The organism is Chelatococcus caeni, assembly GCF_014196925.1.
Taxonomy (GTDB): domain Bacteria; phylum Pseudomonadota; class Alphaproteobacteria; order Rhizobiales; family Beijerinckiaceae; genus Chelatococcus_A; species Chelatococcus_A caeni.
In genome coordinates, this window is the sequence record NZ_JACIEN010000001.1 from 867,630 (window position 1) to 892,194 (window position 24,565).

Consider the following 24,565-nt stretch of genomic DNA (forward strand, 5'->3'; position numbering starts at 1 on the left):
TCCGCATTTGGATGCTCGCCGAGCCAGGCAGAACCGAGCCAGGGGGAACTCGCCAGCAACTTCGGGCAGACCTGCTCCAGGCCCGAGCGCCCCCCACCCCTAGCCCCTCCCCGCCGCAGGCGGGGGGGAGGGGATCCGGGCGCTCCCGGCTCAGTGGCCTCTTCGCGCGATCTGGGCGCGCTCACCCTGCCCGCCGTCGCCGGCCCGCTCGTCGTTGAGGGCGCCGGCGGGCCGATGGTGCCGCTGACGCGGGGCACGCTTTTCATCGACGTCTTCGCCGCCTGGGGCCTGCCGGTCATCCTCTGCGCCGCGACGCGCCTCGGCACCATCAACCATACGCTGCTCGCCCTCGAGGCTCTGAAGCGGCGGGATATTCCCGTCCACGGCGTCGCCTTCATCGGCGAGGCGAACGAGGACAGCGAGGCCATCATCGCCGAACTCGGCGGGGCGCGCCGCCTCGGCCGCCTGCCGCTCCTGACGGCCCTGACGCGGGAAGCGCTCGCCGCGGCCTTCGCTGGCGCGTTCGATCCGGCCGACTTCCGGTCATGACCATGGACCATCGCACGACCTTCGCCGGCCCGTCTCCGGTCTGGCATCCCTTTACCCAGCACGCGCTCGCGCCCGAGCCGCCGCTCGTCCTGCGCGGTGAGGGCGCGTGGCTGACGACGGCGACGGGCGAGCGCATTCTCGACGCCATCTCCTCCTGGTGGGTCATCACCCACGGCCATTGCCACCCGCGCATCGTGGCGGCGATCCGCGATCAGGCCGGGGAACTCGACCAGGTCATCTTCGCCGGCCATACCCATCTGGCGGCCGAGGCGCTGGCGCGCCGACTGGTGGCCCTGGCGCCGGCGGGGCTCGCCCATGTCTTCTTCTCCGACAGCGGCTCCACCGCCGTCGAGGTCGCGCTCAAGATGGCGGTCGGCTACTGGCGCAACATCGCTGAGCCGCGCAGCCGCATCCTTGCCCTCGAACACGGCTATCACGGCGACACCATCGGCACGATGTCGGCCGGCGCGCGCGGCATCTACAATGCCGCCTACGAGCCGCTGCTCTTCGATGTCACCCGCCTGCCGTTCCCGGCGCAGGGCCGCGAGGAGGCGACGCTCACCGCGCTCGAAGCCGCCTGCCGGGAGGCGCCTTGTGCCGCGCTCCTCGTCGAGCCGCTCATCCTCGGCGCGGGGGGCATGCTGGTCTATCCGGCCTGGGTGCTCGCCGAGATGCGCAGCATCTGCGACCGCCACGGCGTGCTCCTCATCGCCGACGAGGTGATGACCGGCTTCGGCCGCACGGGCCGGCTCTTCGCCTGCGAGCACGCCAGCGTCATGCCGGATATCCTGTGCTGCGCCAAGGGCCTCACCGGCGGCGCGCTGCCGCTCGCCGTCACCCTCTGCCGCCGCGAGATTTTCGACGCCCATTATTCCGAGGACCGTCGGCGCACCTTCTTTCATTCGAGCTCGTTCACGGCCAACCCCATCGCCTGCGCCGCGGCCAACGCCAATCTCGACATCTGGGACGAGGAGCCGGTCGCAGAGCGCATCGCCGCTCTCGGCGCCCTGCAGGAGGAGCGGCTGGCACGCTTCCATGACGACGCGCGCTTCGCCAGCATGCGGCGCCTCGGCACCGTCGCGGCGCTCGATCTCGCGGTCGACGATCCCGGCTATCTCGCCGGCATCGGCCTTGAGCTCGCGGCCTTCTTCCGCGAGAGAGGGCTCCTGCTGCGCCCGCTCGGCAATACCATCTACGTCATGCCGCCCTATTGCGTGACGGCCGGGGACCTCGACCGCGTCTACGCCGCCATTGCCGCGGCGGCCGAGCACTTCGGGCGGGGGTGATGGGGGGCACCCGCATCGCCGGCCTCGGCCATCATGCCCCGGCGCGCGTGGTGGCGAATGCCGAGATCGAGGCGCGCCTCGGCCTCGACGAGGGCTGGATCGCCCGCCGCACCGGCATCCGCGAGCGGCGCTGGGCGGCACCCGGCGAGGCGGTGAGCGACCTTGCCGTGCCGGCGGCGGCGATGGCGCTCGCCCAGGCGGGCATCGCGCCCGATGCCGTCGGCCTCGTCCTCCTCGCCACCAGCACGCCCGACCACCTCCTGCCGCCGACCGCCCCAATCGTTGCGCATCGGCTCGGCCTCTCCTGCGGGGCGGTGGACCTCACGGGCGCCTGCGCCGGCTTTCTCTATGCCTTCGTGCTGGCGGAGGGCTTCGTGCGCACGACGGGGCGGGCGGCGCTCGTGATCGCGGCCAATATCCTGTCCCGGCGCATCGACCCGGACGACCGCATGACGGCGGCGCTCTTCGCCGATGCCGCCGGGGCGCTCGTTCTCGCGCCCGATCCGCGCCCCGAGGCCGGGCTCCTGGCTTCAGCGCTCGCCAGCGATGGCGCCGGCTATGACCTCATCCAGATCCCCGCCGGTGGCAGCCGCCGCGCGATGACCGCGGACACGCCGGCGCGCGAGGGCCGTATGGTGATGCGGGACGGGCGCGCCGTCTTCGCCGCGGCGGTGGACATTATGGTCTCGTCCTGCCGGCAGGTGCTCTGGGATGCGGGCATTGCGGCGAAGGAGATCACCTGTTTCGCGCCGCATCAGGCCAACGGCCGCATGATCGCCGCGGTGGCCGGCAGGCTGGCTATCGGGCCGGAGCGCACGCTGTCCACCCTCGCCGAATTCGGCAACACGTCCGCGGCGACCATTCCCTTTTCCCTGTCCCAGGCAAAAGCCGCGCGCAGGCTTGGTCAAGGCGACCTGCTGCTCCTCGCCGCGGCGGGCGCGGGCCTTGCCGGGGGAGCGGCCATCTACCGCCTGTAGCAGGCGGATCAGGTCAGTGCTGCGTCGGCTCCACGGATTGCCACAGGGCACGCAGGTCCTGCGGCAGGGCGTCCTTCACCTTGGCCACCTCACCCGGTGAGACGTGCCGCGACAGGACGCGGAAGACGGTCTTGACCGCCTCGTTGGCGTCGACCGGGCGCGTGTCGCTCAGCCATCTCTGCACCTCGGCGATGAATGCGTCGCGGTCGAGGTTGGTTGGCTGCTTCTCGGGCTGGTACTGGTCGTAGTAGACGCCGCGCACCAGGAGCGGCAGCTCGGCGCCGAGATGGGCGGCGAGCTCGACCGGCAGCCGGTCGCGCAGCTTGTGCAGGACGATGGAGAGCACCTTCCAGGCCACCCGCTCGTCGGGGCCCAGATCATTGGTGATCTCGTTGAGCCAGATATGCGTTGTCTGCAGCGTCTTGTCGAAGACGTCGAGGCCGGTCGCGCTCATGCCTCATCTCCCTTCGTTGTTGCGGCGCGTGATCGCTTCATGGGCCGCAAACGAGGCTTCGCCGCTTTTGTTCCGGTCTGCCGGGCAGCTATCGACCCGCCCGTTCGGGCTCTTCGTCGGCGCCGGCGGCGACGAATGCGTCGCGGGCCTCGCGCACGCTCGCCGTGATGCGGCGCGCCACGGCGGCGACGCGGCGCGTGTCGTGCGTATCGGGATGGGCGATCAGCCAATAGCTGCGCATGAAGCGGATGTGGGGCAGGAGCCGCTTGAGCTCGGGATATTGCATGGCGGCATAGTCGTGCAGGATGCCGACGCCGTGACCGGCCCGCACCGCCTCCATCTGGCCGACGACGCTGCCGCATTCGAAGCGCCGGTGCATCAGCCGGCCGAGGGTCGCCGCATAGTCGAGCGCCCGGCTGTAGACGAAGTCCTCCACATAGGTGACGAAGAGATGGCCGGCGAGGTCCTCCTCGCGCGTGATGGCGCCGCTGCGCGCGAGGTAGCTCTTCGCCGCATAGACGCTGAGCGTATAATCCGTGAGCTTCTTCACGATGACACGGCCCTGCTTCGGCCGGTCGAGTGTGATGACGAGATCGGCCTCGCGCCGCGACAGTGAGAAAGTGCGCGGCAAAGGCACGAGCTGGATGACGAGGTCGGGATGTTCGGCGGCGAGAGCGCCGAGCGCGCGCGAGAGAAAATAGTTGCCGAGCCCGTCCGGGGCGCCGACACGCACGGTGCCGCCGATCGCCTCGGCCGTGCCGGACAGTTGCGCCTCCACCTTGAGGAACTCGGATTCGGCCCGCTCTGCCGCGGCCATCAGCGCCTCGCCCGCGGGCGTCAGGGCGCAGCCGTTGGTCTGGCGCTCGACGAGCTTCGTGGCGAGTTCCTCCTCGAGGGCCGTGAGCTGGCGCCCCACCGTGGCGTGGTTGAGCCCGAGGCGCCGGGCGGCGCCGAGGATCTGCCCGGTACGGGCCACGGCGAGAAAGATGCGGATGCGGTCCCAGTCCATCACACGACTATAGTTTTTGCACATCAGAGCCGCAATATCGGCCATTGATGTGCAAATCTCTGGAAACGATAAGGGGGGCGGTTCAATCGGCCCGACGCTCCGGTCCGAGTCTTCTGGGAGGATCTGCCATGCCGACCGACATTCCCCATTTCATCGGCGGTCGCCGCGTTGCCGGCCGCAGCGGCCGCACCGCCGCCGTCTTCAATCCGGCCACGGGCGAAGAGACAGGCGTCGTGGCGCTCGCAAGCACGGACGAGGTGCGCGAGGCCGTCGCCGCGGCGAAGAAGGCCCTCCCCGAATGGGCCGGCACGACGCCGCTGCGCCGCGCGCGCATCCTCAACCGCTTCCTGCGCATCCTCGAGGAGCGCACGGACGAGCTCGCCGCCGTCATCACCGCCGAGCACGGCAAGGTGCTGTCCGACGCCAGGGGCGAGATCCAGCGCGGCATGGAGGTGGTGGAATTCGCCACCGCCGCCCCGCAGCTCCTCAAGGGCGAGGTGACGGAGAATGTCGGCACGCGCGTCGACAGCCACTCGCTGCGCCAGCCGCTCGGCATCGTCGCCGGCATCACGCCCTTCAACTTCCCGGCCATGGTGCCGATGTGGATGTTTCCGGTGGCGCTCGCCTGCGGCAACTGCTTCATCCTGAAGCCGTCGGAGCGCGACCCTTCCGCCTCGCTGCTGCTCGCCGCCTGGCTGAAGGAGGCCGGCGTGCCGGACGGCGTCTTCAGCGTCGTGCACGGCGACAAGGAGGCGGTCGACGCCATCCTCTTCGACCCCGACATCTCGGCCGTCAGCTTCGTCGGCTCCACCCCCATCGCCCGCTACATCTACGAGACGGCGGCGCGCACCGGCAAGCGTTGCCAGGCACTCGGCGGCGCCAAGAACCACATGATCGTCATGCCCGACGCCGACATGGACCAGGCGGTCGACGCGCTGATGGGCGCCGCCTACGGCTCGGCCGGCGAGCGCTGCATGGCGATCTCGGTCGCGGTGCCGATCGGCGAGAAGACGGCGGATGCGCTCATCGCCAAGCTCGAGCCGCGGGTACGCGCCCTCAAGATCGGCCCCGGCACCGATGCCGACGCCGAGATGGGGCCGCTCGTCACGAAGCAGCATCTCGAGCGCGTGCGCGGCTATGTCGATGCCGGCGTTGCGGAAGGCGCGAAGCTCGTCGTCGACGGCCGCGGCTTCAAGATGCAGGGCTACGAGAACGGCTACTTCATCGGCGGCACGCTGTTCGACAACGTCACGACCGACATGAAGATCTACAAGGAGGAGATCTTCGGCCCCGTGCTCGCCGTCGCCCGCGCCGATTCCTACGAGACGGCCGCCCGCATGATCAACGAGCACGAGTTCGGCAACGGCACCGCCATCTTCACGCGTGACGGCGACGCCGCGCGCGAGTTCGCGCACCAGATCCAGGTGGGCATGATCGGCATCAACGTCCCGATCCCGGTGCCGATGGCCTTCCACTCCTTCGGCGGCTGGAAGGCGTCGCTCTTCGGCGACCACCACATGCACGGGCCGGAGGGCGTGCGCTTCTATACGCGGCTGAAGACCATAACCAGCCGCTGGCCGACCGGCATCCGCGCCGGGGCCGACTTCGTCATGCCGACGATGCGCTGACGCGCCCCGGACCTGCCGCACCCGAAGGCCGTCGCCGGCTGCCCGGCGGCGGCCTCATCGTGTGAAGTCAGGCGCCGAGCTGCTCGGCCGGGATGCTGAGCCGCATGACGAGGCCCTCGCGTGACCATTCGCGCGCCAGGGCACCGCCGAGCTGGCGGACGGTCGCACGCGCCAGCGAACTGCCGAAGCCTTCCTGCGTCGGCGGCTGCTCGATCGGCGGGCCATCGTGTTCCTGCCAGAGGATCGTCACCCGGTCGCCGTCGAACGTCCAGCGGATCGCGATGCGCCCCGTCGGGCTGGCGAGGGCGCCGTATTTGGCGGCATTGGTCGCAAACTCGTGCACCAGCAGCGCGACGCCCGTCAGGGTCGAGCCGCCGATGGCGAGATCGGCGCCCTCCAGGGTGAAGCGCCCGGGTGCCGAGGCATCGCGATAGGGTTCGAGGATCGCCTCGATGAGCGCCCGCAGCGTCGTGGCGCGCGCGCGGTCGTCGAAGGCATGCAGCGTCAGCTCATGCGCGCGGGCGAGGGCACCCAGCCGCTCGCGGATGGCGTCCGTCACCGCTTCCGCGCCGGCCGAACGGCCGCTGAGGCTGACGATGCCGATCGCGAGGGCGAAGAGGTTCTTGATCCGGTGGTTCATCTCCCGGAGCAGCAGCATCTGCTGCTCCTCGCCCTGCCGGCGGTCCGTGATGTCACGGGCGATCTTCGATGCCCCGATGATCCGCCCTGCGCCGTCATGAATCGGGGAGACGGTGAGCGAGACATCGACGAGCTTGCCGTCCTTGCAGCGACGGACGGTCTCGTAATGATCGACGCGTTCGCCCCGGCGGATGCGCTCGAGAATGGAGGGCTCCTCGTCCGGCCGGTCTTCGGGGATGAGGATCATGACCGGCTGGCCGATGGATTCGGCCGCCGTGTAGCCATAGAGGCGCTCGGCGCCGCCGTTCCAGCTCGTGACGATGCCGTCGAGGTCGGTGCTGATGATGGCGTCGTCACTCGACTCGACGATCAGGGCGAGCCGGCGGGCGGCTTCTTCCGCATGCAGGCGTTCCGTGATGTCGACGAGGACGTTGACGGCGCCGATGAGATTGCCCGATGCATCGAACAGCGGTGTCGGATAGGGGAGAAACGGCACCCTGGTGCCGTCCGGCCGTTCGGCGACCGCGTCCATGCCGCGGATCGGGCGCTTTTCCTTGAGCGCCATCGCCATCGGGCACTCGTCGTGCGGCAATGGCCTTCCGTCCGGCCAGAAGAGCTTCCACGAGCCGCAGAACTCGCTCTTGCCCAGTTCCGGACGACAGCCCCAGAGGTCGGCCGCCGCCTCGTTGTAGAAGGTGATCCGCCCCTCCGCGTCCGTCATGTAGATCGCTGCCGGCAGGAGGCTCAGCAACTCGTGCGAGCGCAGGGCGTCGTTATAGGCGCGCTCCTGCTGCTGCCTGTGCTCCGTGATGTCGCGGAAGCAATTGACGGCCCCCGTGATCGCGCCGGCGGCGTTGAACAGCGGGTTGATGTTGACGAGCGCCAGAATGCGCGTTCCGTCCGGCCGCTCGATGACGATCTCCGCGTTGCGGACCGGCGTGCCCGTGCGCAACGTCTCCGCCATCGGGTTCTGCGCGTGGGGCAGGAACGAGCCATCCGCCCGGTACAGGCGATAGGCGCCGCAGAACCGTTCGCTGGGATCGCGCAGCCGCGGCCTGCGACCCCACAGCTCCGCCGCGCCCTGATTGTAGCGGACGATGCGGCCTTCTTGGTCGCAGATGTAAAAAGCGCCGGGGAAAAGGTCGAGCAGGCGCTCGATGTCAAGTGAACTGTCGGTTGGCTCGCTCGCCACTTCTGCAAGCGGGAAAGAGGTAACGTCGGAACTGCTCATCGGCGACCCATCCGATCGACACTGCGTGATGCCCGGCGGCCGATGATCTTACTCCGTCGAAGTGCCATGGCCGCTAGTTGTTGGTGGTCACACTTGGAAATGCAAGCACATTCGTCGCTGCGCTGCGGTTGCCCCACTGATGGCATTACGCTTTCGGGACGGGGGTCGCGTTTACGTGATCTCTCAGGTCGCCAGCCGGTCCCATGCCGCCATGGCGCCGCCAGCCACGGCAAGCAGCGTCTCGCGCGAGGCTCCGTCACGCGCCCGGATGGACATGCCGTGCTGCACGGTGGCGTAGAAATTCGCGATTGCGGCGCAATCGGCATGGTTCGGCAGCTCGCCTTCTGTGACCGCCCGCTCCAGCCGCTCCTCGAGGATGCGGACACCGTCCAGCCGGCGCTTCTTCAGGTCGTCGCGAATGGCGGGGCTGGCGCATTCGGGCTGCGGCGCCCCGAGCACGATCAGGCAGCCGCGCGGTTCGGCCCCGCTCGTATAGGCGAGGGCCGTCGCTTCGAGCAGATGCGCCATTGCCGCCCGCGCGGTCGGCGCCCCGGCGATGCCTTCCCAGATGCCTTGGCCTTCGGTCTCGGCATAGAGCGTCACCGCCTCGCGAAAGAGGCCTTCCTTGCTGCCGAAGGCGGCGTAGAGGCTGGGCGGGTTCAGGCCCATGGCGGCGGTCAGGTCCGCCATCGAGGCATTGTCGTAGCCCTTCTGCCAGAAGACCTCCATCGCCTGGCGGAGGGCCGCCGTGCGGTCGAAGCTGCGGGGGCGTCCACGCTGGGCCATCGGGCTCGTCACCATTTTATGTATCGATTGATAAAATAAAGCCCTTGACGGCTGGCGGCAAGCGCGTAGCTTTTGTGTATCGTTCGTTACATAAAGGACCAGCCATGGCCGATCTTCAGGGAAAAGTTGCGCTCGTCACCGGCGGCAGCCGCGGTATCGGCGCGGCGATCGCGCGCCGCCTCGCCGCCCAGGGGGCGGATGTTGCGATCACCTATGCGCATGCGCAGGACAAGGCGGCGCGGGTCGTCGCCGACATCGAGGCTGCCGGCGGCAAGGCGCGGGCAATCCGGGCCGACAACCGCGACCCCGAAGCGATCACGGCCGCCGTCGATGCCGTCGTCGACGCGAAGGGGAGGATCGATATCCTCGTCAACAACGCCGGCATCTTCGAGATGGGCGAGATCGCGGACCTCACAGCCGAGGATTTCGACCGCATGGTCGACGTGAACCTGCGCGCGGTCTTTCTCGCATCGAGCCGGGCGGCCCGGGCGATGGGCGAGGGCGGGCGCATCGTCACCACCGGCAGCACGCTCGCCGTGCGCGTGCCGTGGCCCGGCATCAGCCTCTATGCGATGAGCAAGGCGGCGCTCGTCGGCCTGACGAAAGGCATGGCGCGCGACCTCGGCCCGCGCGGCATCACGGCCAATATCGTCCATCCAGGCTCCACCGATACGGACATGAACCCGGCCGGCGGCGAGAGCGCCGACCAGCAGCGCGGCCTCATGGCCATCGCGCGCTACGGCAAGCCGGAGGACGTCGCCGATCTCGTGGCCTGGCTCGCCGGGCCGACGGCGGCTTCCGTCACGGGCGCCGAATTCACCATCGACGGCGGCGCCAACGCCTGAGGCGTCAGGCCGGCGCCACGTCGCGGCCGAAGGTGGCGCTCGCCGCCTCGCGGGCGTGGGCCGGCATCTCGTCGTCCTCGAACAGCTCCGGATGCGCCCGGGCGAGCCGGGGCAGGGAGTTGAGGATCTCGCGCAGGTGGAGGCGCATGGCATCGCCCGCCCGCTCCGCGTCGCGCGCGGCGATCGCCTTGACGATCTCCGCATGCTGGTCGATCAGCAGCGACATGGGGGAGGCGGCCGGCAGGCTGAGGTAGCGCACCCGGTCCATCTGCGCCTTCACGTCCTCGATGAACGGCCAGGCGCTCGCGCATTCCACCGCCTCGGCCAGGGTGCGGTGGAAGGCCTCGTCGTAGCGCAGGAAGAGACGCTGGTCGTCGCTGGCCGCCGCCTCCTTCTGCAGGGCGATGAGGTCGCCAAGCCGGTCGAGCGCCTCGGGCGGCGCCACGGCGCAGGCCGCCGTCGCCACGGCCACCTCCACCGCCTCGCGCACGAATCGCGCATTGGCGACGTCCTTCAGCGAGATGCGCACCACGAAGGTGCCGCGCTGCGGCAGGATGCGCACGAGCCCCGCCTCGCTCAGCTTGATGAAGGCCTCGCGTACCGGCTGGCGGCTGACCCCGAAGCGGGCGCCGATCTCCTGCTCCGACAGACGCTGCCCCGGCAGATATTCCAGCGTCACGATCGCCTGCCTGAGCAGGCGATAGATCTGCGGCGCGATGGCCGCCGCAGGATCGACTTCGTTCCTCACGCAGCTTTCCTCCCGGGCGTCTTGCATTTTGCTATAACCATACTACCATACCAGTTAAGCGAGCGGGATAGGCATAAGGCTCGTTCGCCGGGGAAACCTCTGGGAGATTGCTGATGTCCATCCATCGAGTCGTCCTGTCCGCCTGCGCGGGCCTTGCGGCGCTTGCCGCCGCCACCACCATGTCGAGCGCCGCGCTTGCGGCCAAGTATCAATTGAACATCAACACGGCGCTGACGACGGACGACCCCATCTACAAGGGGCTCGAGCGCCTGCGCGACCGCATGAAGGAGCGCAGCAACGGCGAGTTCGAGATCCGCATCTTCTCCGGCTCGCAGCTCGGCAAGGACGAGGACGTGCTGGAGCAGGCGCGCGCCGGCGCCAATGTCGCGGTCGTCGTCGACGGCGGCCGCCTCGCCGTCTTCGTGCCCGAGTTCGGCGTCCTCGGCGGCCCCTTCCTCGCCAGCGGCTACGACGGTGTGCGCAAGGTCGTGACCTCGCCGCTCTTCGACGCATGGGCGGAGAAGCTGCGCAAGGCCTCCGGCCACGAGGTGCTGTCCTTCAACTGGTGGCAGGGCGAGCGGCACCTGCTCACCAACAAGCCGGTGTCGAAGCCGGCGGACCTCTCCGGTGTCCGCATGCGCACCCCCGGCGCGCCGGTGTGGATCGAGACCATCCGCGCGATGGGCGCGACGCCGACCCCCATGGCCTGGGCCGAGGTCTATCCTGCGCTGCAGCAGCAGGCCATCGACGCCGTGGAGGCGCAGACGCCGGCCGCCTACGGTGCCCGCCTCTACGAGGTCACCAAGCACATGACCAAGACGGGCCACATCAATCTCATTACCGGCCTCGTCACCAGCGCCGGCTGGTTCGACAGCCTGCCCGCCGACATGCAGACCGCGCTGAAGGAAGAGGCCCTCGCCGCCGGCGACTTCGCCTCCCGCACGACCGAGGAGGCCATCGGCACCTACGAGAAGGACATGGCCGCCAAGGGCGTGACGATCACCGAGATCGACGTCACTCCCTTCCGCGAGGCGACGGCGGATGTCTACAGCAAGCTCGGCTATGCCGACCTGAAGAAGACCATCGACGAGATGCTCAAGTAATCTCGTCGGGTAGCCTTACAGGTAAACTTGCCCGGGCCGCTGCTTTGCGCGGCGGCCCGTTTCCATTCGGAGACGCTCCATGCGCTTCTTGCTCGCGCTGGAGGATGCGCTCGCCAAGCTCCTGCTCGGCGCGATCGTCCTTCTCGTCTTTCTGGCGGCCATGGCCCGCACCGTCGGCCATCCGCTGATCTGGTCCGTGGACCTCGCCCAGCTCTTCTTCGTCTGGCTCGCCATGCTCGGGGCCAACAAGGCGCTGCGCATCAAGGCGCATGTCGGGGTCGATTTCTTCGTGCGCAAGCTGCCCGTCAGGCTGCGCCACGGCCTCGAGATCCTCTTGGGGCTCATGACGCTTGCCTTCCTCCTCACCATGGCCTGGCAGGGCGCGCGCCTGACGATGCTCAACCTCGAGCGCGTCTATGGCGACAGCGGCATCTCCTACGGCTGGGTGACGGGCGCTGTGCCCGCCGGTTGCCTGCTGCTCGCCGTCACGCTCGCCGCCCATCTCGTGCGCAGCCTCATCGGCGCCTTCACCGGCGATTCCCTCCGCCCGACCCTCGTTTTCGCCCGGCCCGACGAGGACATGGCCGGCGCCAGCCACGCCGCGGAGTGACAGGCGATGCTGCTTCTCGGTGTGATCTTCTTCGTCCTGATGTTCGCCGGCCTGCCGATCGCCTTCGCCATCGGCATCGCGGGCTTCAGCTTCTTCCTCGGTGCCGGCTCGATCCCGGTGTCCATCGGCGTGCAGCAGGTGGCCACCGCCTCGCAGAGCTTCCCGCTGCTCGCGGTGCCCTTCTTCGTGCTTGCCGGCCACATGATGAACCGGACCGGCATCACGACCCGGCTCATCGCCTGCTCCAACGTGCTCGTCTCGTGGATGGCTGGAGGCCTCGCCCAGGTCTGCATCGTGCTGTCGACCCTGATGGGCGGCGTCTCCGGCTCGGCCGTCGCCGATGCCGCCATGGAGGCGCGCATCCTCGGGCCGGACATGATTCGGCGCGGCTATTCGCGCGGCTTCACCGGCGCGGTCATCGCCGTCGGCTCGCTGATCACGGCGACCATCCCGCCGAGCCTCGGCCTCATCCTCTACGGCTTCGTCGGCAACGTCTCCATCGGCAAGCTGTTCCTCGCCGGCGTCATCCCCGGCCTCGTCATGATGGCGGCGATGATGTTCACGGCCTGGCTCGTCGCCCGCAAGCGCGGCTACCAGGCGGAGGGCGCCGAACTGCCGACGGCGCGCGACGTGTGGCGGGCGATCCGCGACGCCAAATGGGCGCTGCTCTTCCCCGTCATCCTGCTCGTCGCCATTCGCGGCGGCATCTTCACGGCCTCCGAGGTCGGGGCCTTCGCGGTGGTCTATGCCGTGCTCGTCGGCGTGCTGCTGCACCGGGAGCTGACCTGGTCGGGCCTCGTCGAGGCGCTCGGCGAGGCGGTGCTCGACGTCGGCGTCATCATGCTCATCATCCTGATGTCCGGCATGGTCGGCTACGCCATCATCTTCGAACAGGCGCCGCAGACGATCGCCGCGGCGATGCTCGGGCTGACGCAGGAGCCGGTGCTCGTCATCCTGCTCATCCTCCTCTTCCTCTTCATCGCCGGGCTCTTCGTCGAATCGACCGTGCTCGTCCTGATGCTGACGCCGATCTTCGTGCCGCTCGTCACGCGGCTCGGGGTCGATCCCGTGCATTTCGGCATCCTGATGATGTCCGTCATCACGCTCGGCGGCATGACCCCGCCGGTGGGCGTCGCGATGTACACGGTCTGCGGCATCCTGCGCTGCCCGGTCGAGGAGTATTTCCGGGAATCGCTGCCGTTCCTCGCCGCGATCGTCCTCGTCATCCTGGCGCTCGCCCTGATGCCGGGCATCGTCCTGTTCCTCCCCAACATCGTCGGTTGAGGCTCCCTGAGATGGAAGAAACGTTCCGATGGTTCGGCCCCGCGGATGCGGTGCGGCTGAACGAGATCCGGCAGACGGGCGCGCGCGGCATCGTCACGGCGCTGCACGACATTCCCTACGGCGAGGTCTGGCCGCTCGAGGCGATCACGGAGCGCAAGCGCCTGATCGAGGCCGATCGGAGCCTCGGCCTGCGCTGGAGCGTCGTCGAGAGCCTGCCGGTGCACGAGAACATCAAGCTCGGGGAGGGGGATCTTCGCCCGCTCTTCGACAACTACCGCACCTCGCTGCGCAACCTCGCCGCCGCGGGCGTCACCACCGTCTGCTACAACTTCATGCCGCTGCTCGACTGGATGCGGACGGACCTCGCCTATCCGCAGCCCGGCGGCGCGCTGGCGCTGCGCTTCGATGCCCATCTCCATGCGGCCTTCGACTGCTACATGCTGGAGCGGCCGGGCGCCGTGGCGGAGTTTTCGCCCGAGGTTCTGGCCCGGGCCAGGGCGTGGTTCGACGCATCGACCGGCGCCGACCGGCAGCGCCTGCTCGACACGATCATGGCCGGCCTGCCGGGCGCCTACACGCGCTACGACGTGCCGGGGCTCAGGACGGTGCTCGGGCGCTACGACGGCTTCGGCGCCGCGGACCTGCGCGCCAACCTCAAGCGCTTCCTCGAGGAGGTGGTGCCGACGGCGGAGGAGGCGGGCGTGCGCCTGTGCGTGCATCCGGACGATCCGCCGCGCCCGCTCTTCGGCCTGCCGCGCATCGTCTCGAATGCGGAGGACCTCGCCTACATCGTCGAGGCCGTGCCTTCGCCGGCGAACGGCATCACGCTGTGCACGGGCTCGCTCGGCGCCGGCGCCGGCAACGATCTTCCGGCGATCGCGCGCCGCTTCGCAGCGCACATCCATTTCGCCCATCTGCGCAATGTGAAGCGCGACGCCGACGGCAGCTTCATGGAGAGCGAGCATCTCGACGGCGACGTCGACATGGTGGCCGTCATCGCGGCGCTGCATGCGGAAGAGCAGCGCCGCGCGCGGGAAGGGCGGGCGGATCGGCAGATCCCCATGCGGCCCGACCATGGCCAGGTGCTGCTCGACGACGGCAGCCGCAAGACGCATCCCGGCTATCCGCTCGTCGGCCGGCTGCGCGGGCTCGCCGAGCTGCGCGGCGTGATGAAGGCGGTGGCCGCGCTCACCTGAGCGGGCTCAACCCACGCGCACCGGGTTCAGCACGCGCCGGGGCGTCCGTCCCGGCGCGTTGCCGTTTCAGGCCGCCTCCCGCTCGCGCTGCTTGACGTCGGTGAGGATCTGGCCCGCCACCTGCCGGATGATGGCGGCGAGCGCCTCGAAATCCCGCCGGCGGGAGGAGTTGCGCCGCCAGGCGAGGCCGATGGTCCGATAGGGTTCCGGGTCGGCGAAGCGCACGAGCCGGATGCGGGCATCCTGCCCGACTTCCACCGGCACGGCGATCTCCGGCACGAGCGTCAGACCATAGCCGTTGGCGACGAGCTGCACGATCGTGGCAAGGCTGGAGGCGCCGAACTGCTGGCGCTGCGTCGTCCCCGACATGCCGCAGAAGGTCAGCGCCTGCTCGCGCAGGCAATGGCCCTCCTCGAGGAGGAGGAGACGCTTGAGGTCGAGCGCCTCTGGCTGCGGCCGCTGGTGGGCCGGCATGTCCTCCGTCGCCGGCATGGCGAGCAGGAAATTGTCGTCGAACAGCGGCACGGCGTCGATATCCGGATGGTCGATCGGCAGCGACATCAGGACGACGTCCACCCGCCCGGCCACCAGCTCGTCGAGGAGCTGGGCCGTGAGCGTCTCGCGGATGTTGAGCGACAGCGCGGGATAGGCCTCGGTGATCTCGGGCAGGATGCGCGGCAGGACATAGGGCGCGATCGAGGGAATGATGCCGAGCTGCAGCGGCCCGGACAGCACCTCCTGACGGGTGCGGGCATATTCCATGAGATCGCGCGCCGCCACGAGGATCTCCCGTGCGCGCCGGGCCACCTCGTGGCCCATTTCCGTCAGCTGGACGTCTCCCCTGCGCCGCTCGATGAGGACCGTGCCCAGCAGGGCCTCGAATTCCTGCATCTGCATCGACAGCGCCGGCTGGGTGACCGAGCATTCTTCCGCCGCGCGGCGGAAATGACGATGGCGGGATAGGGCCTCGAAATATCTGAGATGGCGCAGAGTGATCATGGCAATCAGTCTTTCTTATCAACTGGGTAAGGTAAAACAATTGGACCTGATACGGAACTATCCTCAATGTCGCATTTAGAAACGTGAAAAGGAGAGGTTCGATGTCGAAATCCACCATGACGACGGCCAGCGGCGCGCCTGTGGCGGACAACCAGAACAGCCTCAGCGCCGGACCGCGCGGCCCGCTCCTGATGCAGGATTTCCAGCTGCTCGAGAAGCTGGCGCATCAGAACCGCGAGCGCATTCCCGAGCGCACGGTCCACGCCAAGGGCTCGGGCGCCTACGGCACGCTGACCATCACCAACGACATCAGCCGCTACTCCCGGGCGAAGATCTTCTCGCAGATCGGCAAGCAGACCGAGGCCTTCCTGCGCTTCTCGACCGTGGCGGGCGAGCGCGGCGCCGCCGATGCCGAGCGCGACGTGCGCGGCTTCGCCCTGCGCTTCTATACGGAAGAGGGCAACTGGGACATCGTCGGCAACAACACGCCGGTCTTCTTCGTGCGCGACCCGCTGAAGTTTCCCGACTTCATCCATACCCAGAAGCGCCATCCCGTCACCAACATGCGCTCGAACACCGCCATGTGGGACTTCTGGTCCCTGTCGCCGGAGAGCCTGCACCAGGTGACGATCCTGATGTCCGACCGTGGCCTGCCGCAGAACTACCGGCAGATGCACGGCTTCGGCTCGCACACCTATTCCTTCGTCAATGCCGCGGGCGAGCGCTTCTGGGTCAAGTTCCACTTCAAGTCGATGCAGGGCATCGCGATCTGGACCAATGCCGAGGCCGAGAACGTGATCGGCAAGGATCGCGAGTCGGCCCAGCGCGACCTCTTTGAATCGATCGAGAAGGGCGATCACCCGCGCTGGCGCTTCTGCGTGCAGGTGATGCCGGAGCTCGACGCCGAGAAGACGCCGTACAATCCCTTCGACCTCACCAAGGTGTGGCCGCACGCCGACTACCCGCTCATCGAGGTCGGCATCCTCGAGCTCAACCGCAACCCGCAGAACTACTTCGCGGAGGTCGAGCAGGCCGGCCTGACGCCCGCCAACGTGGTGCCGGGCATCGGCTTCTCGCCCGACAAGATGCTGCAGGCGCGCATCTTCTCCTACGCGGACGCGCATCGCTACCGGCTCGGCATCAACCACCACCAGATCCCGGTGAACCAGCCGCGCTGCCCGGTGCACACCTACCACGCCGATGGCGCCATGCGCCTCGCAGGCCACGCCAATGCGAACGCCTATTACGAGCCGAACAGCTTCGGCGGCCCGGCCCAGAACCCGGACTATGCGGAGCCGCCGCTGAAGATCTCGGGCGATGCGGCGCGCTACGACCATCGCGCGGGCAACGATGACTACACCCAGCCCGGCAACCTCTTCCGCCTGATGCCCGCCGACGCGCAGGAGCGGCTGATGGACAACATCGCCGCCGCCATGGACGGCGTGCCCGAGGAGATCGTGCGCCGGCAGATCGTGCATTTCCACCGTGCCGATCCGGCCTATGGCGCCGGCGTCGCGCGCCGCATGGGCGTCGACGTCGCCTCGCTTGCGACGGCGGCGGAATAGGCCGTCCCCGCCCATGACCTTCCCCCTGCCGCGGGTGCGCCCGCATCCGCGGCAGGACGGCCTTGCGGCCCCCGTTCGCCATCCGGCGGTGTGCATGACGACCTCCTCCGTGGCGCCCGCAGACGAGCTGCGCGGCGTGCCGACGCGTTTGACGCACGAACGGCCCATTCGCTGCGGACGCAGGCAGATCCGGAAAACCTATCGCATTGCACAATCAGTGGTTTTCTGGCATTAGATATGCAACCATAGGTAATTAGAACCAGAAACGATCCCGGCTTGCAAGAGGGCATTGCGCCGGTGCCGCGCAGCGGCCGCCGGCCCTGCTTGCGCGGGGCTGGTGTCGGCAGCGCGGGGCCGGTCCCGCAAGGGATGAGCGCACTTGCATCACCCTGCGGCATGAAGCACTGTGCCGCCCTCGTTGCTGTCGAGACGCTGGCATGACCCTTCTGATCATCGGCCTTGCGATCTTTTTCGCTGCCCATGTCTTCACGATGTATCGCGGACCTCGCGCCGCCGCTGTCGCGAGGCTGGGCGAGGGGGGCTACAAGGCGCTCTATTCGCTCGCATCCCTGATCGGCCTCGTGCTGATCGTCTGGGGCTTCGGGCGCTATCGGGCCGAGGGCTACATTCCCCTGTGGGAGCCGCCGTTGTGGGGCCGGCATCTGGCGCTGGCGCTGATGTGGCCCGTCTTCGTGCTGCTCGTCGCCGCCTATGCGCCCGGCGCGATCAAGCGCAAGGTCCGTCATCCCATGCTGGCGGCGGTGAAGATCTGGGCGCTCGCCCACCTTCTCGCCAACGGCGATCTCGGTTCCCTGCTCCTGTTCGGCTCCTTCCTCGCCTGGGCGGTTGCGGACCGCATCGCCGTCAAGCGCCGTCCCGGCAGCGACGCGGCCGTTCCGGCCGGCTCCCTCCGCAACGACGTGGTGGCGGTCGTCGCTGGTACTATCGTCTACGTTGCTTTTTTGTTCTGGCTGCATCCGCTATTGATCGGGGTACCGGTATTGCCGGCCTGAACGGGGAAAGGAATAGAGCATGTCGGTTGTTGGTGGCGTACGCCGGCTGACGGCGCCGGACATTCGCGCGCGCAAGGGCGGTGCGCCAGTGGTCGGGCTCACCGCCTACCATGCCCCGGGAGCGCGCCTTGCCGACGAGCATTGCGACTTCCTCCTCGTGGGCGATTCCCTCGGCATGGTCCTCTACGGCTATGACACGACCGTGCCCGTGACGCTCGACATGATGATCGCGCACGGCGCCGCCGTGGTGCGCGCCTCCCGCCATGCCCTCGTCGTCGTCGATCTCCCCTTCGGCTCCTACGAGGAGGGGCCGCAGGCCGCCTTCCGCGCGGCCTCGCGCGTCATGAAGGAGACGGGCTGCGGCGCGGTGAAGCTCGAGGGCGGCTGCCATATGGCGGCCACCGTCGGCTATCTCGTCGAGCGCGGCATCCCCGTGATGGGGCACGTGGGCCTGACGCCGCAGTCCATCAACAGCTTCGGCTCCTTCCGCCCGCGCGGGCGCGACGACATCGAGAGCGAGGCGATCGCCGCCGATGGCGAGGCGGTCGTTTCGGCCGGCGCCTTCGCGCTGGTGGTGGAGGCGGTGCCGGTGCGCGTCGCGGCGGCCCTGACGCGCGCCATGCCCGTGCCGACCATCGGCATCGGCGCCTCGGTCGTCTGCGACGGGCAGATCCTCGTTGCGGAGGACATGCTCGGCCTCACGCCGCGGGTGCCGAAGTTCGTCCGGCGCTATGCGGAGGTCGGCGCCATCGCCTCCGACGCCGTCGCCCGCTATGCGCGCGACGTCCGCAACCGCGCCTTCCCGGGTGTCGAGAACACCTATGCCGAACCCGGCTTCGAGGCGCCGGAGATCGATCTTCCCGACGACGAGCCGAGCGCGGCGGCGAAATAGCGACCCGCACGCGCGTCCAAGACGCGCCCGTACCCCACGGTCATCCTCGCGCGGACTGGCGAGAACGTGGGGGAGGCCGATGATGCCGGATGCCTTGTCGTGGCCGGAGACCGGACACGCCCTCGTGCCGCTCGTGCTCGCGGCCGCCGCCGTCATGGGCAGCCCCGGCCCCTCGACGATCAGCGTCACCGCCGTTGGCGCGGCCTTCGGTTTTCGAAGGTCTCTCGGCTATGCGGCCGGCCTCGTGGTGGGTACGACGGTCGTGCTCCTCGCCATCGCCCTCGGCATGGCGACGCTGCTCGGGGCCCTGCCGGGGGCTGCGCCGGTTCTTGCCGTGGCGGCCGGTCTCTACATCCTCTACCTGGCGTTCAGGATCGCCACGGCCCCGCCGCTGGACCGGCGGGGCGGCCAGGCGGGCGAAGCCGCCGCGCCGTCCTTCATCGGCGGCTTCCTCCTGGCGCTCGCCAATCCCAAGGCCTGGCTCGCGATCACCGCGGTCTTCACCGGTACGAGCGTCGTTCGCAGCGGCGGCTGGCTCGACGCAGCCGTGAAAATGGCCGTGCTGACGGCCATGATCGTCCTCATCCACGCCGCCTGGCTGCTGGCGGGCACCTTCCTGTCGCGCCTCCTGCGCGATCCGCTCTGGGCGCGGCTGACCAATGTCGCACTCGCCCTGCTGCTCGTCGCCTCCCTGGCCGTGCCGCTGCTGTAAGGGCCGTCAGGGCACCGCGACGTCCCGGAAGCGCCGGCTCAGTTCATGCAAGGCGCGGGACACCTCCGGCCCGCGCAGCGGCGGGCCATGGCCCGACAGCAGCGTCTCGGGATCGAGCTCCGCCAGGCGGCGGACAGATTGTTCGGCTGCGTCCCAGTCCGACGTGAAATAGCGCGGCGGGCCGTGCATCTCCGGCTCCTGCGTCATGACGTTGTAGGCCGCCTCCTGCGCCGTCGTGATGACGGCGTCGCCCGCGATGAGGATGCGCCGTGACGCATGCCACAGCGACACGTGCCCGGGCGTGTGGCCCGGCGTCGCGATCCAGGTCCAGCCCGGCATGTGTGGCACGGTGCCGTCGCCCGGCAGCGGCATCAGCCGGTTGGAGACGTCGATGGGCGATCGCGGGAAGAGGGGCGAGAGCAATGTCATCAGCCCGCCGCCGGCATCCGCATCGGCGGGCGGATAGGCCTGCCGGCGGCTGAGGAAGGGGACCTCGGCCGGATGGGCGCAGACGGGCGCGTCCCACATCTCGGCCAGGTCCTCGAGCGCTCCGATATGGTCGAAATGCCCGTGGGTGAGGATGACGGCCGCCGGCCGCGTGCCTTCGCCGAAGCGTCTGGCCGCATGCCGCTCGATGGTGCCGCGCGCGCCAGCGATGCCGGCGTCGATCAGCACCCAGCCGCGGTCGCCGCAATCCGGCTGTCCATGGAAGACGACATTGACGATGGCGAGGCGCAGGATCGACAGGTCCGGCGTGACCACGACCTCCTCGGTGGCGCCGGGGCTTGCGATCACCGCGTCCCGGTCTATCGCTATCTGCAGGGCCATGAGGCTTCCCGTTCAGCCGAGGGGGCGGGAGCCTACGGCGCGCCGCAGCTGCGCGGCGCCCCGGCGCAGGCTGCGGAGCCTCTTGGGCTCGTCCCGCCGGTCGGAGCCGAGGGCGCACAGGACGTCGACCGCCGTCACCGCCAGCACCGAGGCGAGCCCCGCCGAGGTGGCGCCCCGCCAGCGGCCGTGCCGCCCGAGGCCGCAGGCGAGCGTCGCCATGTCGAGCACGTCGCCGGCGACGCGCAGCCAGACCCAGCGCTGCGGCTGGCGCGAGGCGAGGATGACGATCCCCTGAACGATCTCGCGCAGGCCGTAGGTGCCGAGGACGAGCCCGGTCGTGCGGCTTCGCGCCCGCTGCGCCGCGGGTCTCGACGAGCAGAGCTCGAGGACACCGAGGGCGATGGAGAACCAGCCGAGCCCGTAGGCCAGTTGTTCCGCGGACGAGCGTTTCATGTGCACGGCAACCTCCTGTCACGACCGGCCCCAACCGCGGCGGTGGCCCGATGTTCCAGGCGGGGGCCGGCGGGTGGCAGGGAGGGCGCGTTCAGGCCAGCGGCGGCGGTCGCCGGCGGATCGGCTGCGACTTGACGATGGCGGTGCTGGTCTCGGCCTTGTCGGCGATGCGGTCGAGGATGCGGTCGAGTTCCTCGATGGAGCGCACGAAGAGACGGGCGATGAAGCAGTCGTCGCCCGTCACCTTGTCGCATTCGCAGAAGGCCTCGGTCTCCTCGATGAGCTGCTGCACGACGTGCAGCTTGCCCGGCATCGGCCGGATACGGACGATCGCCTGCAGCTGGTAGCCGAGCGCCTGCGGGGCGATGTCCACCGTATAGGCGCGCACGACGCCCCGTTCCTCCAGCCGCCGCAACCGCTCCGACACGCTCGGCGACGACAGGCCGACACGGGCTGCGAGCTCCTTGAGGGAGAGACGCGCATCCTCCACGAGGACGGCGAGGAGACGTCGGTCGATATCGTCCAGCATGGCGGCCCCATCGGCAGATTGAGCCGTCAGCCTTGCATAATTAGGCAAAATTGAAAACACGCCTTTCGAAGCTCATGGAATGCGCCCGGGCGCCGCATCATCATCGGCAGCGATGGCAATGGTGCCGGCGGCAGCGGCCGCGGAGGACGGATCATGAGCGAGAGGTTGCGCGGCACGGCGGAGATGACGGCGGCGATGGTCATCTCCGGCACCATCGGCTGGTTCGTCGTCATGTCCGGTCGGCCCGTGCTCGACGTGGTGTTCTGGCGCTGCGTCTTCGGGGCCGCGACGCTCCTCGTCGTCTGCGCGGCCATGGGCCTGCTGCGGGGGAAATGGCCGCTTCGCATCCTCGGCCTTGCCGCGCTCGGGGGCGTGGCGATCGTGCTCAACTGGCTGCTGCTCTTCGCCGCCTATTCGCGTGCCTCCATCGGCGTCGCCACGGTGGTCTACAACACGCAGCCCTTCATGCTGGTGGGGCTCGGGGCGCTCCTTCTGCGCGAGCGGGTGACCGGCGCGCAGCTCGCCTGGCTCGCGCTCGCCTTCGCCGGCATGCTGCTGATCGTCGAGGGAAAGCCCGCTGCGGCCACAGCCAGCGGCGACTATCTCGGCGGCATCCTCCTGGCGCTTGCCGCGGCCTTCTTCTATGCGCTCGCCGCCATCGTCGCGCGCAGGCTCGCCGGCACGCCGCCGCACCTCATCGCCCTCGTGCAGGTCTGCGTCGGCATCCTGATGCTGGCGCCCTTCGCCGACCTGGCGCATCCGCCCTCCGGGGGAGGGCAGTGGACGCTGCTCGCGACGGTCGGCGTCGTGCACACGGGGCTCATGTACATCCTGCTCTACGGCGCCCTTCAGCGGCTGCCGACCCATCTCGCGGGGGCGCTGTCCTTCATCTATCCGATCGCCGCGGTGCTGGTCGATCTTCTGGCCTTCGGCCATCCCCTGCAGGGGCTGCAGATCGCCGGCGCCGCCGGCGTGCTTCTCGCCGCGGCGGCGATGAACCTCGGATGGTCGCTTCCCGGCCGTCCGCGCCGCCGGATCGCGCCGGCGCGAGCCTGCGATTGAACGCGCGGCGGCTCGGCCGGCGCGCGCTCGTCCATGGCGCTCGCCTTTGGCCGGTGACTGTGCTAGGCGACCGGCTGGATGAAATTTGCCCGCGCCTCGCGCGGGCCAGCGGTCAACGGGCTCGATGGCTGATATCTTTCACGAGATCGAAGAGGAGCTGCGGCGCGACAAGGCGCTCGCCTTCTGGAAGAAGCACGGCACCAAGGTCATCGTCCTGGCGGTCGTGTTCGTCGCGGCCATTGGCGGCTGGCGGTTCTACCAGCACCAGCAGCGCAGCCAGGCGGAGGCGACCGGCGCCCGCTACGAGCAGGCGCTCGAGCTTCTCGGTGCGAACCGGGGCGACGAGGCCGCGGCGCTGCTGCGCGAGATCGAGAACGACGGGTCGACCGGCTACCGCCTCGTGGCACGCCTGCGCCTGGCGGCGGAGACCGCCCGGTCGGATCCGGCCCGGGGCGTCGAGGCCTACGAGGCGATCGCGGCCGACGCGACCGTGCCGGCCGGCCTGCGCGATCTCGCGCGCCTGCGCGCCGTCGTCGCGGGCTTCGGCCAGATGGACGCTGCTGCCGTGACGGCGAAGCTCGAGCCGCTTGCCACGCCCACCGCCGTGTGGCGCCACAGCGCGCGCGAGCTCCTCGGCCTCGCGGCCCTCAAGGCCGGCGACTACGAGGCGGCGGGCCGCTGGTTCGACCAGATCGCCTCCGACCGCGAGGCCCCGCCGGCCTTGCGCCAGCGCGTCAACATCTATCTCGAACTCGTGCGCAGCGGCCCCGCCGGCAACGCCGGCTGAGCCTACAGGTAAGAAGCCATGGCTGGCACAGTCGCCATCATCGGCCGGCCCAACGTCGGCAAGTCGACGTTGTTCAATCGCCTCGTCGGCAAGAAGCTCGCGCTGGTCGACGACCGGCCGGGCGTGACGCGCGACCGGCGCGAGGGCGAGGCGCGGCTCGGCGACCTCACCTTCAACATCGTCGATACGGCCGGCCTCGAGGAGGCGGACGAGGCCTCCCTCGCCGGGCGCATGCGCGCCCAGACCGAGGCGGCGATCGCCGATGCTGACGTCATCCTTTTCGTCGTCGACGTGCGGGCCGGCCTGACGCCGACCGACCGCGCCTTTGCCGACGTGGTGCGCCGCTCCGGCAAGCCCGTGGTGCTGCTCGCCAACAAGGCGGAGGGTGGCAAGGGCATCGAGGGCGCCTATGAGGCCTTCGGCCTCGGCCTCGGCGATCCCGTCCCGATCTCGGCCGAGCACGGCGAGGGTCTGGGCGAGCTCTACGACGCGCTCGAAGCCCTGCTGCCGCGCGAGCCGGAGGAGGATGAGGACGAGGCTGAGACGGAGGCGGCCGACCGGCCCGTCCGCGTCGCCATCGTCGGCCGTCCCAATGCCGGCAAGTCCACCCTCGTCAACCGCATGCTGGGCGAGGAGCGGCTGCTCACCGGCCCGGAAGCCGGCATCACGCGCGACACCATCTCGCTCGACTGGGACTGGCGGGGCCGGCGGGTGAAGCTGTTCGACACCGCCGGCATGCGCAAGCGCGCCCGCATCGATGACAAGCTCGAGAAGCTCTCGGTCGCCGACGGCCTGCGCGCCGTGCGCTTCGCCGACGTCGTCGTCGTGCTGCTCGATGCGACCATCCCCTTCGAGAAGCAGGACCTCACCATCGTCGACCTCGTCGAGCGCGAGGGCAGGGCGCTCGTCATCGGCCTCAACAAGTGGGACCTCGTCGCCGACCGGCCGGGCCTGCTGAAGGAATTGAAGGAAGAGGCCTCGCGCCTGCTCGCCCAGGTCAAGGGCGTGCCGGTCGTGCCCCTGTCCGGCCTCGCCGGCGAGGGTGTCGACGCGCTGATGAAGGCGGTCTTTGCGGCGCATGACGTGTGGAACCGCCGCGTGTCGACCTCCCAGCTCAACCGCTGGCTCGGCGACATGCTGGAGAGCCACCCGCCGCCGGCGGTGGCCGGCCGGCGCATCAAGATCCGCTACATGACCCAGGTGAAGGCGCGCCCGCCGCACTTCGCCATCTTCGGCAACCAGCTGCAGGAACTGCCGAAGTCCTACACGCGCTACTTGGTCAACGGCCTGCGCGAGGCCTTCGACCTGCCGGGCGTGCCCATCCGCCTCTCCCTGCGCACGGGCAAGAACCCGTACGAGAAGGGCGGGCGGCAATAGGCA

24 protein-coding genes and 1 pseudogene are annotated in these 24,565 nt (G+C 69.4%); 16 read left to right on the forward strand and 9 right to left on the reverse strand.

Going from position 1 to position 24,565, the window contains the following annotated elements; translation table 11 throughout:
* Positions 1-168: 168 nt before the first annotated feature.
* From bioD to GGR16_RS04190, 3 genes and pseudogenes are all read left to right on the forward strand, one after another.
* Positions 169-549: pseudogene (bioD, locus tag GGR16_RS26175) on the forward strand (ATP-dependent dethiobiotin synthetase BioD); the annotation flags it as partial.
* On the forward strand, positions 546-1,835 hold the full coding sequence (locus GGR16_RS04185) for an adenosylmethionine--8-amino-7-oxononanoate transaminase (protein ID WP_183315781.1): 1,290 nt from the start codon (positions 546-548) through the stop codon (positions 1,833-1,835). The pseudogene bioD and the gene GGR16_RS04185, both read left to right, overlap by 4 nt.
* Positions 1,835-2,812, forward strand: coding sequence for a beta-ketoacyl-ACP synthase III (locus tag GGR16_RS04190; RefSeq protein WP_183315782.1), 978 nt, complete (start codon positions 1,835-1,837; stop codon positions 2,810-2,812). The genes GGR16_RS04185 and GGR16_RS04190 overlap by 1 nt, the downstream gene beginning before the upstream one ends.
* A gap of 13 nt (positions 2,813-2,825) precedes the next feature.
* Here the strand turns inward: GGR16_RS04190 and GGR16_RS04195 are convergent, their stop codons facing one another.
* Both GGR16_RS04195 and GGR16_RS04200 read right to left on the reverse strand, forming a co-directional pair.
* Complete coding sequence (locus tag GGR16_RS04195) at positions 2,826-3,266, reverse strand: DUF2267 domain-containing protein (RefSeq protein WP_019400486.1); 441 nt, start codon at positions 3,264-3,266, stop codon at positions 2,826-2,828.
* Between the two features lie 88 nt (positions 3,267-3,354).
* The gene (locus GGR16_RS04200) at positions 3,355-4,275 is read right to left on the reverse strand and encodes a LysR family transcriptional regulator (protein WP_183316332.1); all 921 of its coding nucleotides are present in this window, start codon (positions 4,273-4,275) and stop codon (positions 3,355-3,357) included.
* Between the two features lie 128 nt (positions 4,276-4,403).
* On the opposite strand from GGR16_RS04200, the gene GGR16_RS04205 reads away from it, so the two are divergent.
* Complete coding sequence (locus GGR16_RS04205; RefSeq protein WP_183315783.1) at positions 4,404-5,903, forward strand: CoA-acylating methylmalonate-semialdehyde dehydrogenase; 1,500 nt, start codon at positions 4,404-4,406, stop codon at positions 5,901-5,903.
* Positions 5,904-5,970: 67 nt separating this feature from the next.
* Here GGR16_RS04205 and GGR16_RS04210 read toward each other — a convergent pair whose 3' ends face one another.
* Positions 5,971-7,773, reverse strand: a complete 1,803-nt coding sequence (locus GGR16_RS04210; protein WP_210289405.1) for a PAS domain S-box protein — start codon at positions 7,771-7,773, stop codon at positions 5,971-5,973.
* A gap of 183 nt (positions 7,774-7,956) precedes the next feature.
* A complete protein-coding gene (locus GGR16_RS04215) occupies positions 7,957-8,559 on the reverse strand; it encodes a TetR/AcrR family transcriptional regulator (RefSeq protein WP_183316334.1) in 603 nt (200 codons plus the stop codon).
* Between the two features lie 104 nt (positions 8,560-8,663).
* Between GGR16_RS04215 and GGR16_RS04220 the strand changes: the two genes are divergently transcribed.
* Positions 8,664-9,404: an SDR family NAD(P)-dependent oxidoreductase gene (locus GGR16_RS04220; RefSeq protein WP_183315784.1), complete on the forward strand. Its 741-nt coding sequence runs from the start codon at positions 8,664-8,666 to the stop codon at positions 9,402-9,404.
* A 4-nt stretch (positions 9,405-9,408) separates the two neighbouring features.
* Here the strand turns inward: GGR16_RS04220 and GGR16_RS04225 are convergent, their stop codons facing one another.
* On the reverse strand, positions 9,409-10,152 hold the full coding sequence (locus GGR16_RS04225; protein WP_183315785.1) for an FCD domain-containing protein: 744 nt from the start codon (positions 10,150-10,152) through the stop codon (positions 9,409-9,411).
* Between the two features lie 113 nt (positions 10,153-10,265).
* On the opposite strand from GGR16_RS04225, the gene GGR16_RS04230 reads away from it, so the two are divergent.
* The 4 genes from GGR16_RS04230 to uxuA all read left to right on the forward strand — a co-directional run bounded on the left by GGR16_RS04230 (position 10,266) and on the right by uxuA (position 14,345).
* Positions 10,266-11,255, forward strand: a complete 990-nt coding sequence (locus GGR16_RS04230) for a C4-dicarboxylate TRAP transporter substrate-binding protein (RefSeq protein ID WP_019400479.1) — start codon at positions 10,266-10,268, stop codon at positions 11,253-11,255.
* A gap of 79 nt (positions 11,256-11,334) precedes the next feature.
* Positions 11,335-11,865, forward strand: a complete 531-nt coding sequence (locus GGR16_RS04235; RefSeq protein WP_183315786.1) for a TRAP transporter small permease — start codon at positions 11,335-11,337, stop codon at positions 11,863-11,865.
* Between the two features lie 6 nt (positions 11,866-11,871).
* Positions 11,872-13,149 carry a TRAP transporter large permease gene (locus GGR16_RS04240; protein WP_019400477.1) on the forward strand — a complete coding sequence of 426 codons (1,278 nt, stop codon included), beginning with the start codon at positions 11,872-11,874 and terminating at the stop codon, positions 13,147-13,149.
* Between the two features lie 11 nt (positions 13,150-13,160).
* Positions 13,161-14,345 (forward strand): mannonate dehydratase, encoded by a 1,185-nt coding sequence (uxuA, locus tag GGR16_RS04245; RefSeq protein ID WP_183315787.1) that lies wholly within the window; start codon positions 13,161-13,163, stop codon positions 14,343-14,345.
* Positions 14,346-14,411: 66 nt separating this feature from the next.
* Here uxuA and GGR16_RS04250 read toward each other — a convergent pair whose 3' ends face one another.
* Entirely contained in the window at positions 14,412-15,344 is a 933-nt protein-coding gene (locus GGR16_RS04250) for a hydrogen peroxide-inducible genes activator (protein WP_183315788.1), read from the reverse strand.
* Between the two features lie 101 nt (positions 15,345-15,445).
* Between GGR16_RS04250 and GGR16_RS04255 the strand changes: the two genes are divergently transcribed.
* The 4 genes from GGR16_RS04255 (at position 15,446) to GGR16_RS04270 (ending at position 19,526) form a co-directional block, all read left to right on the forward strand.
* Positions 15,446-16,909, forward strand: a complete 1,464-nt coding sequence (locus GGR16_RS04255; RefSeq protein ID WP_019400474.1) for a catalase — start codon at positions 15,446-15,448, stop codon at positions 16,907-16,909.
* Between the two features lie 437 nt (positions 16,910-17,346).
* Positions 17,347-17,922 (forward strand): NnrU family protein, encoded by a 576-nt coding sequence (locus tag GGR16_RS04260; protein WP_183315789.1) that lies wholly within the window; start codon positions 17,347-17,349, stop codon positions 17,920-17,922.
* Positions 17,923-17,941: 19 nt separating this feature from the next.
* Positions 17,942-18,814: a 3-methyl-2-oxobutanoate hydroxymethyltransferase gene (panB, locus tag GGR16_RS04265; protein ID WP_183315790.1), complete on the forward strand. Its 873-nt coding sequence runs from the start codon at positions 17,942-17,944 to the stop codon at positions 18,812-18,814.
* Positions 18,815-18,893: 79 nt separating this feature from the next.
* Positions 18,894-19,526, forward strand: a complete 633-nt coding sequence (locus GGR16_RS04270) for a LysE family translocator (RefSeq protein WP_183315792.1) — start codon at positions 18,894-18,896, stop codon at positions 19,524-19,526.
* A 6-nt stretch (positions 19,527-19,532) separates the two neighbouring features.
* Here GGR16_RS04270 and GGR16_RS04275 read toward each other — a convergent pair whose 3' ends face one another.
* From GGR16_RS04275 to GGR16_RS04285, 3 genes are all read right to left on the reverse strand, one after another.
* A complete protein-coding gene (locus tag GGR16_RS04275) occupies positions 19,533-20,354 on the reverse strand; it encodes an MBL fold metallo-hydrolase (protein WP_183315793.1) in 822 nt (273 codons plus the stop codon).
* Positions 20,355-20,366: 12 nt separating this feature from the next.
* Entirely contained in the window at positions 20,367-20,807 is a 441-nt protein-coding gene (locus tag GGR16_RS04280) for a hypothetical protein (RefSeq protein WP_019400469.1), read from the reverse strand.
* A gap of 91 nt (positions 20,808-20,898) precedes the next feature.
* Entirely contained in the window at positions 20,899-21,336 is a 438-nt protein-coding gene (locus GGR16_RS04285; protein ID WP_019400468.1) for an Lrp/AsnC family transcriptional regulator, read from the reverse strand.
* A 153-nt stretch (positions 21,337-21,489) separates the two neighbouring features.
* On the opposite strand from GGR16_RS04285, the gene GGR16_RS04290 reads away from it, so the two are divergent.
* The 3 genes from GGR16_RS04290 (at position 21,490) to der (ending at position 24,562) form a co-directional block, all read left to right on the forward strand.
* Positions 21,490-22,398, forward strand: a complete 909-nt coding sequence (locus tag GGR16_RS04290; RefSeq protein ID WP_183315795.1) for a DMT family transporter — start codon at positions 21,490-21,492, stop codon at positions 22,396-22,398.
* A gap of 124 nt (positions 22,399-22,522) precedes the next feature.
* Positions 22,523-23,185, forward strand: a complete 663-nt coding sequence (locus tag GGR16_RS04295; RefSeq protein WP_019400466.1) for a tetratricopeptide repeat protein — start codon at positions 22,523-22,525, stop codon at positions 23,183-23,185.
* Between the two features lie 18 nt (positions 23,186-23,203).
* Positions 23,204-24,562 carry a ribosome biogenesis GTPase Der gene (gene der / locus GGR16_RS04300; RefSeq protein ID WP_183315796.1) on the forward strand — a complete coding sequence of 453 codons (1,359 nt, stop codon included), beginning with the start codon at positions 23,204-23,206 and terminating at the stop codon, positions 24,560-24,562.
* Positions 24,563-24,565 lie beyond the last annotated feature (3 nt).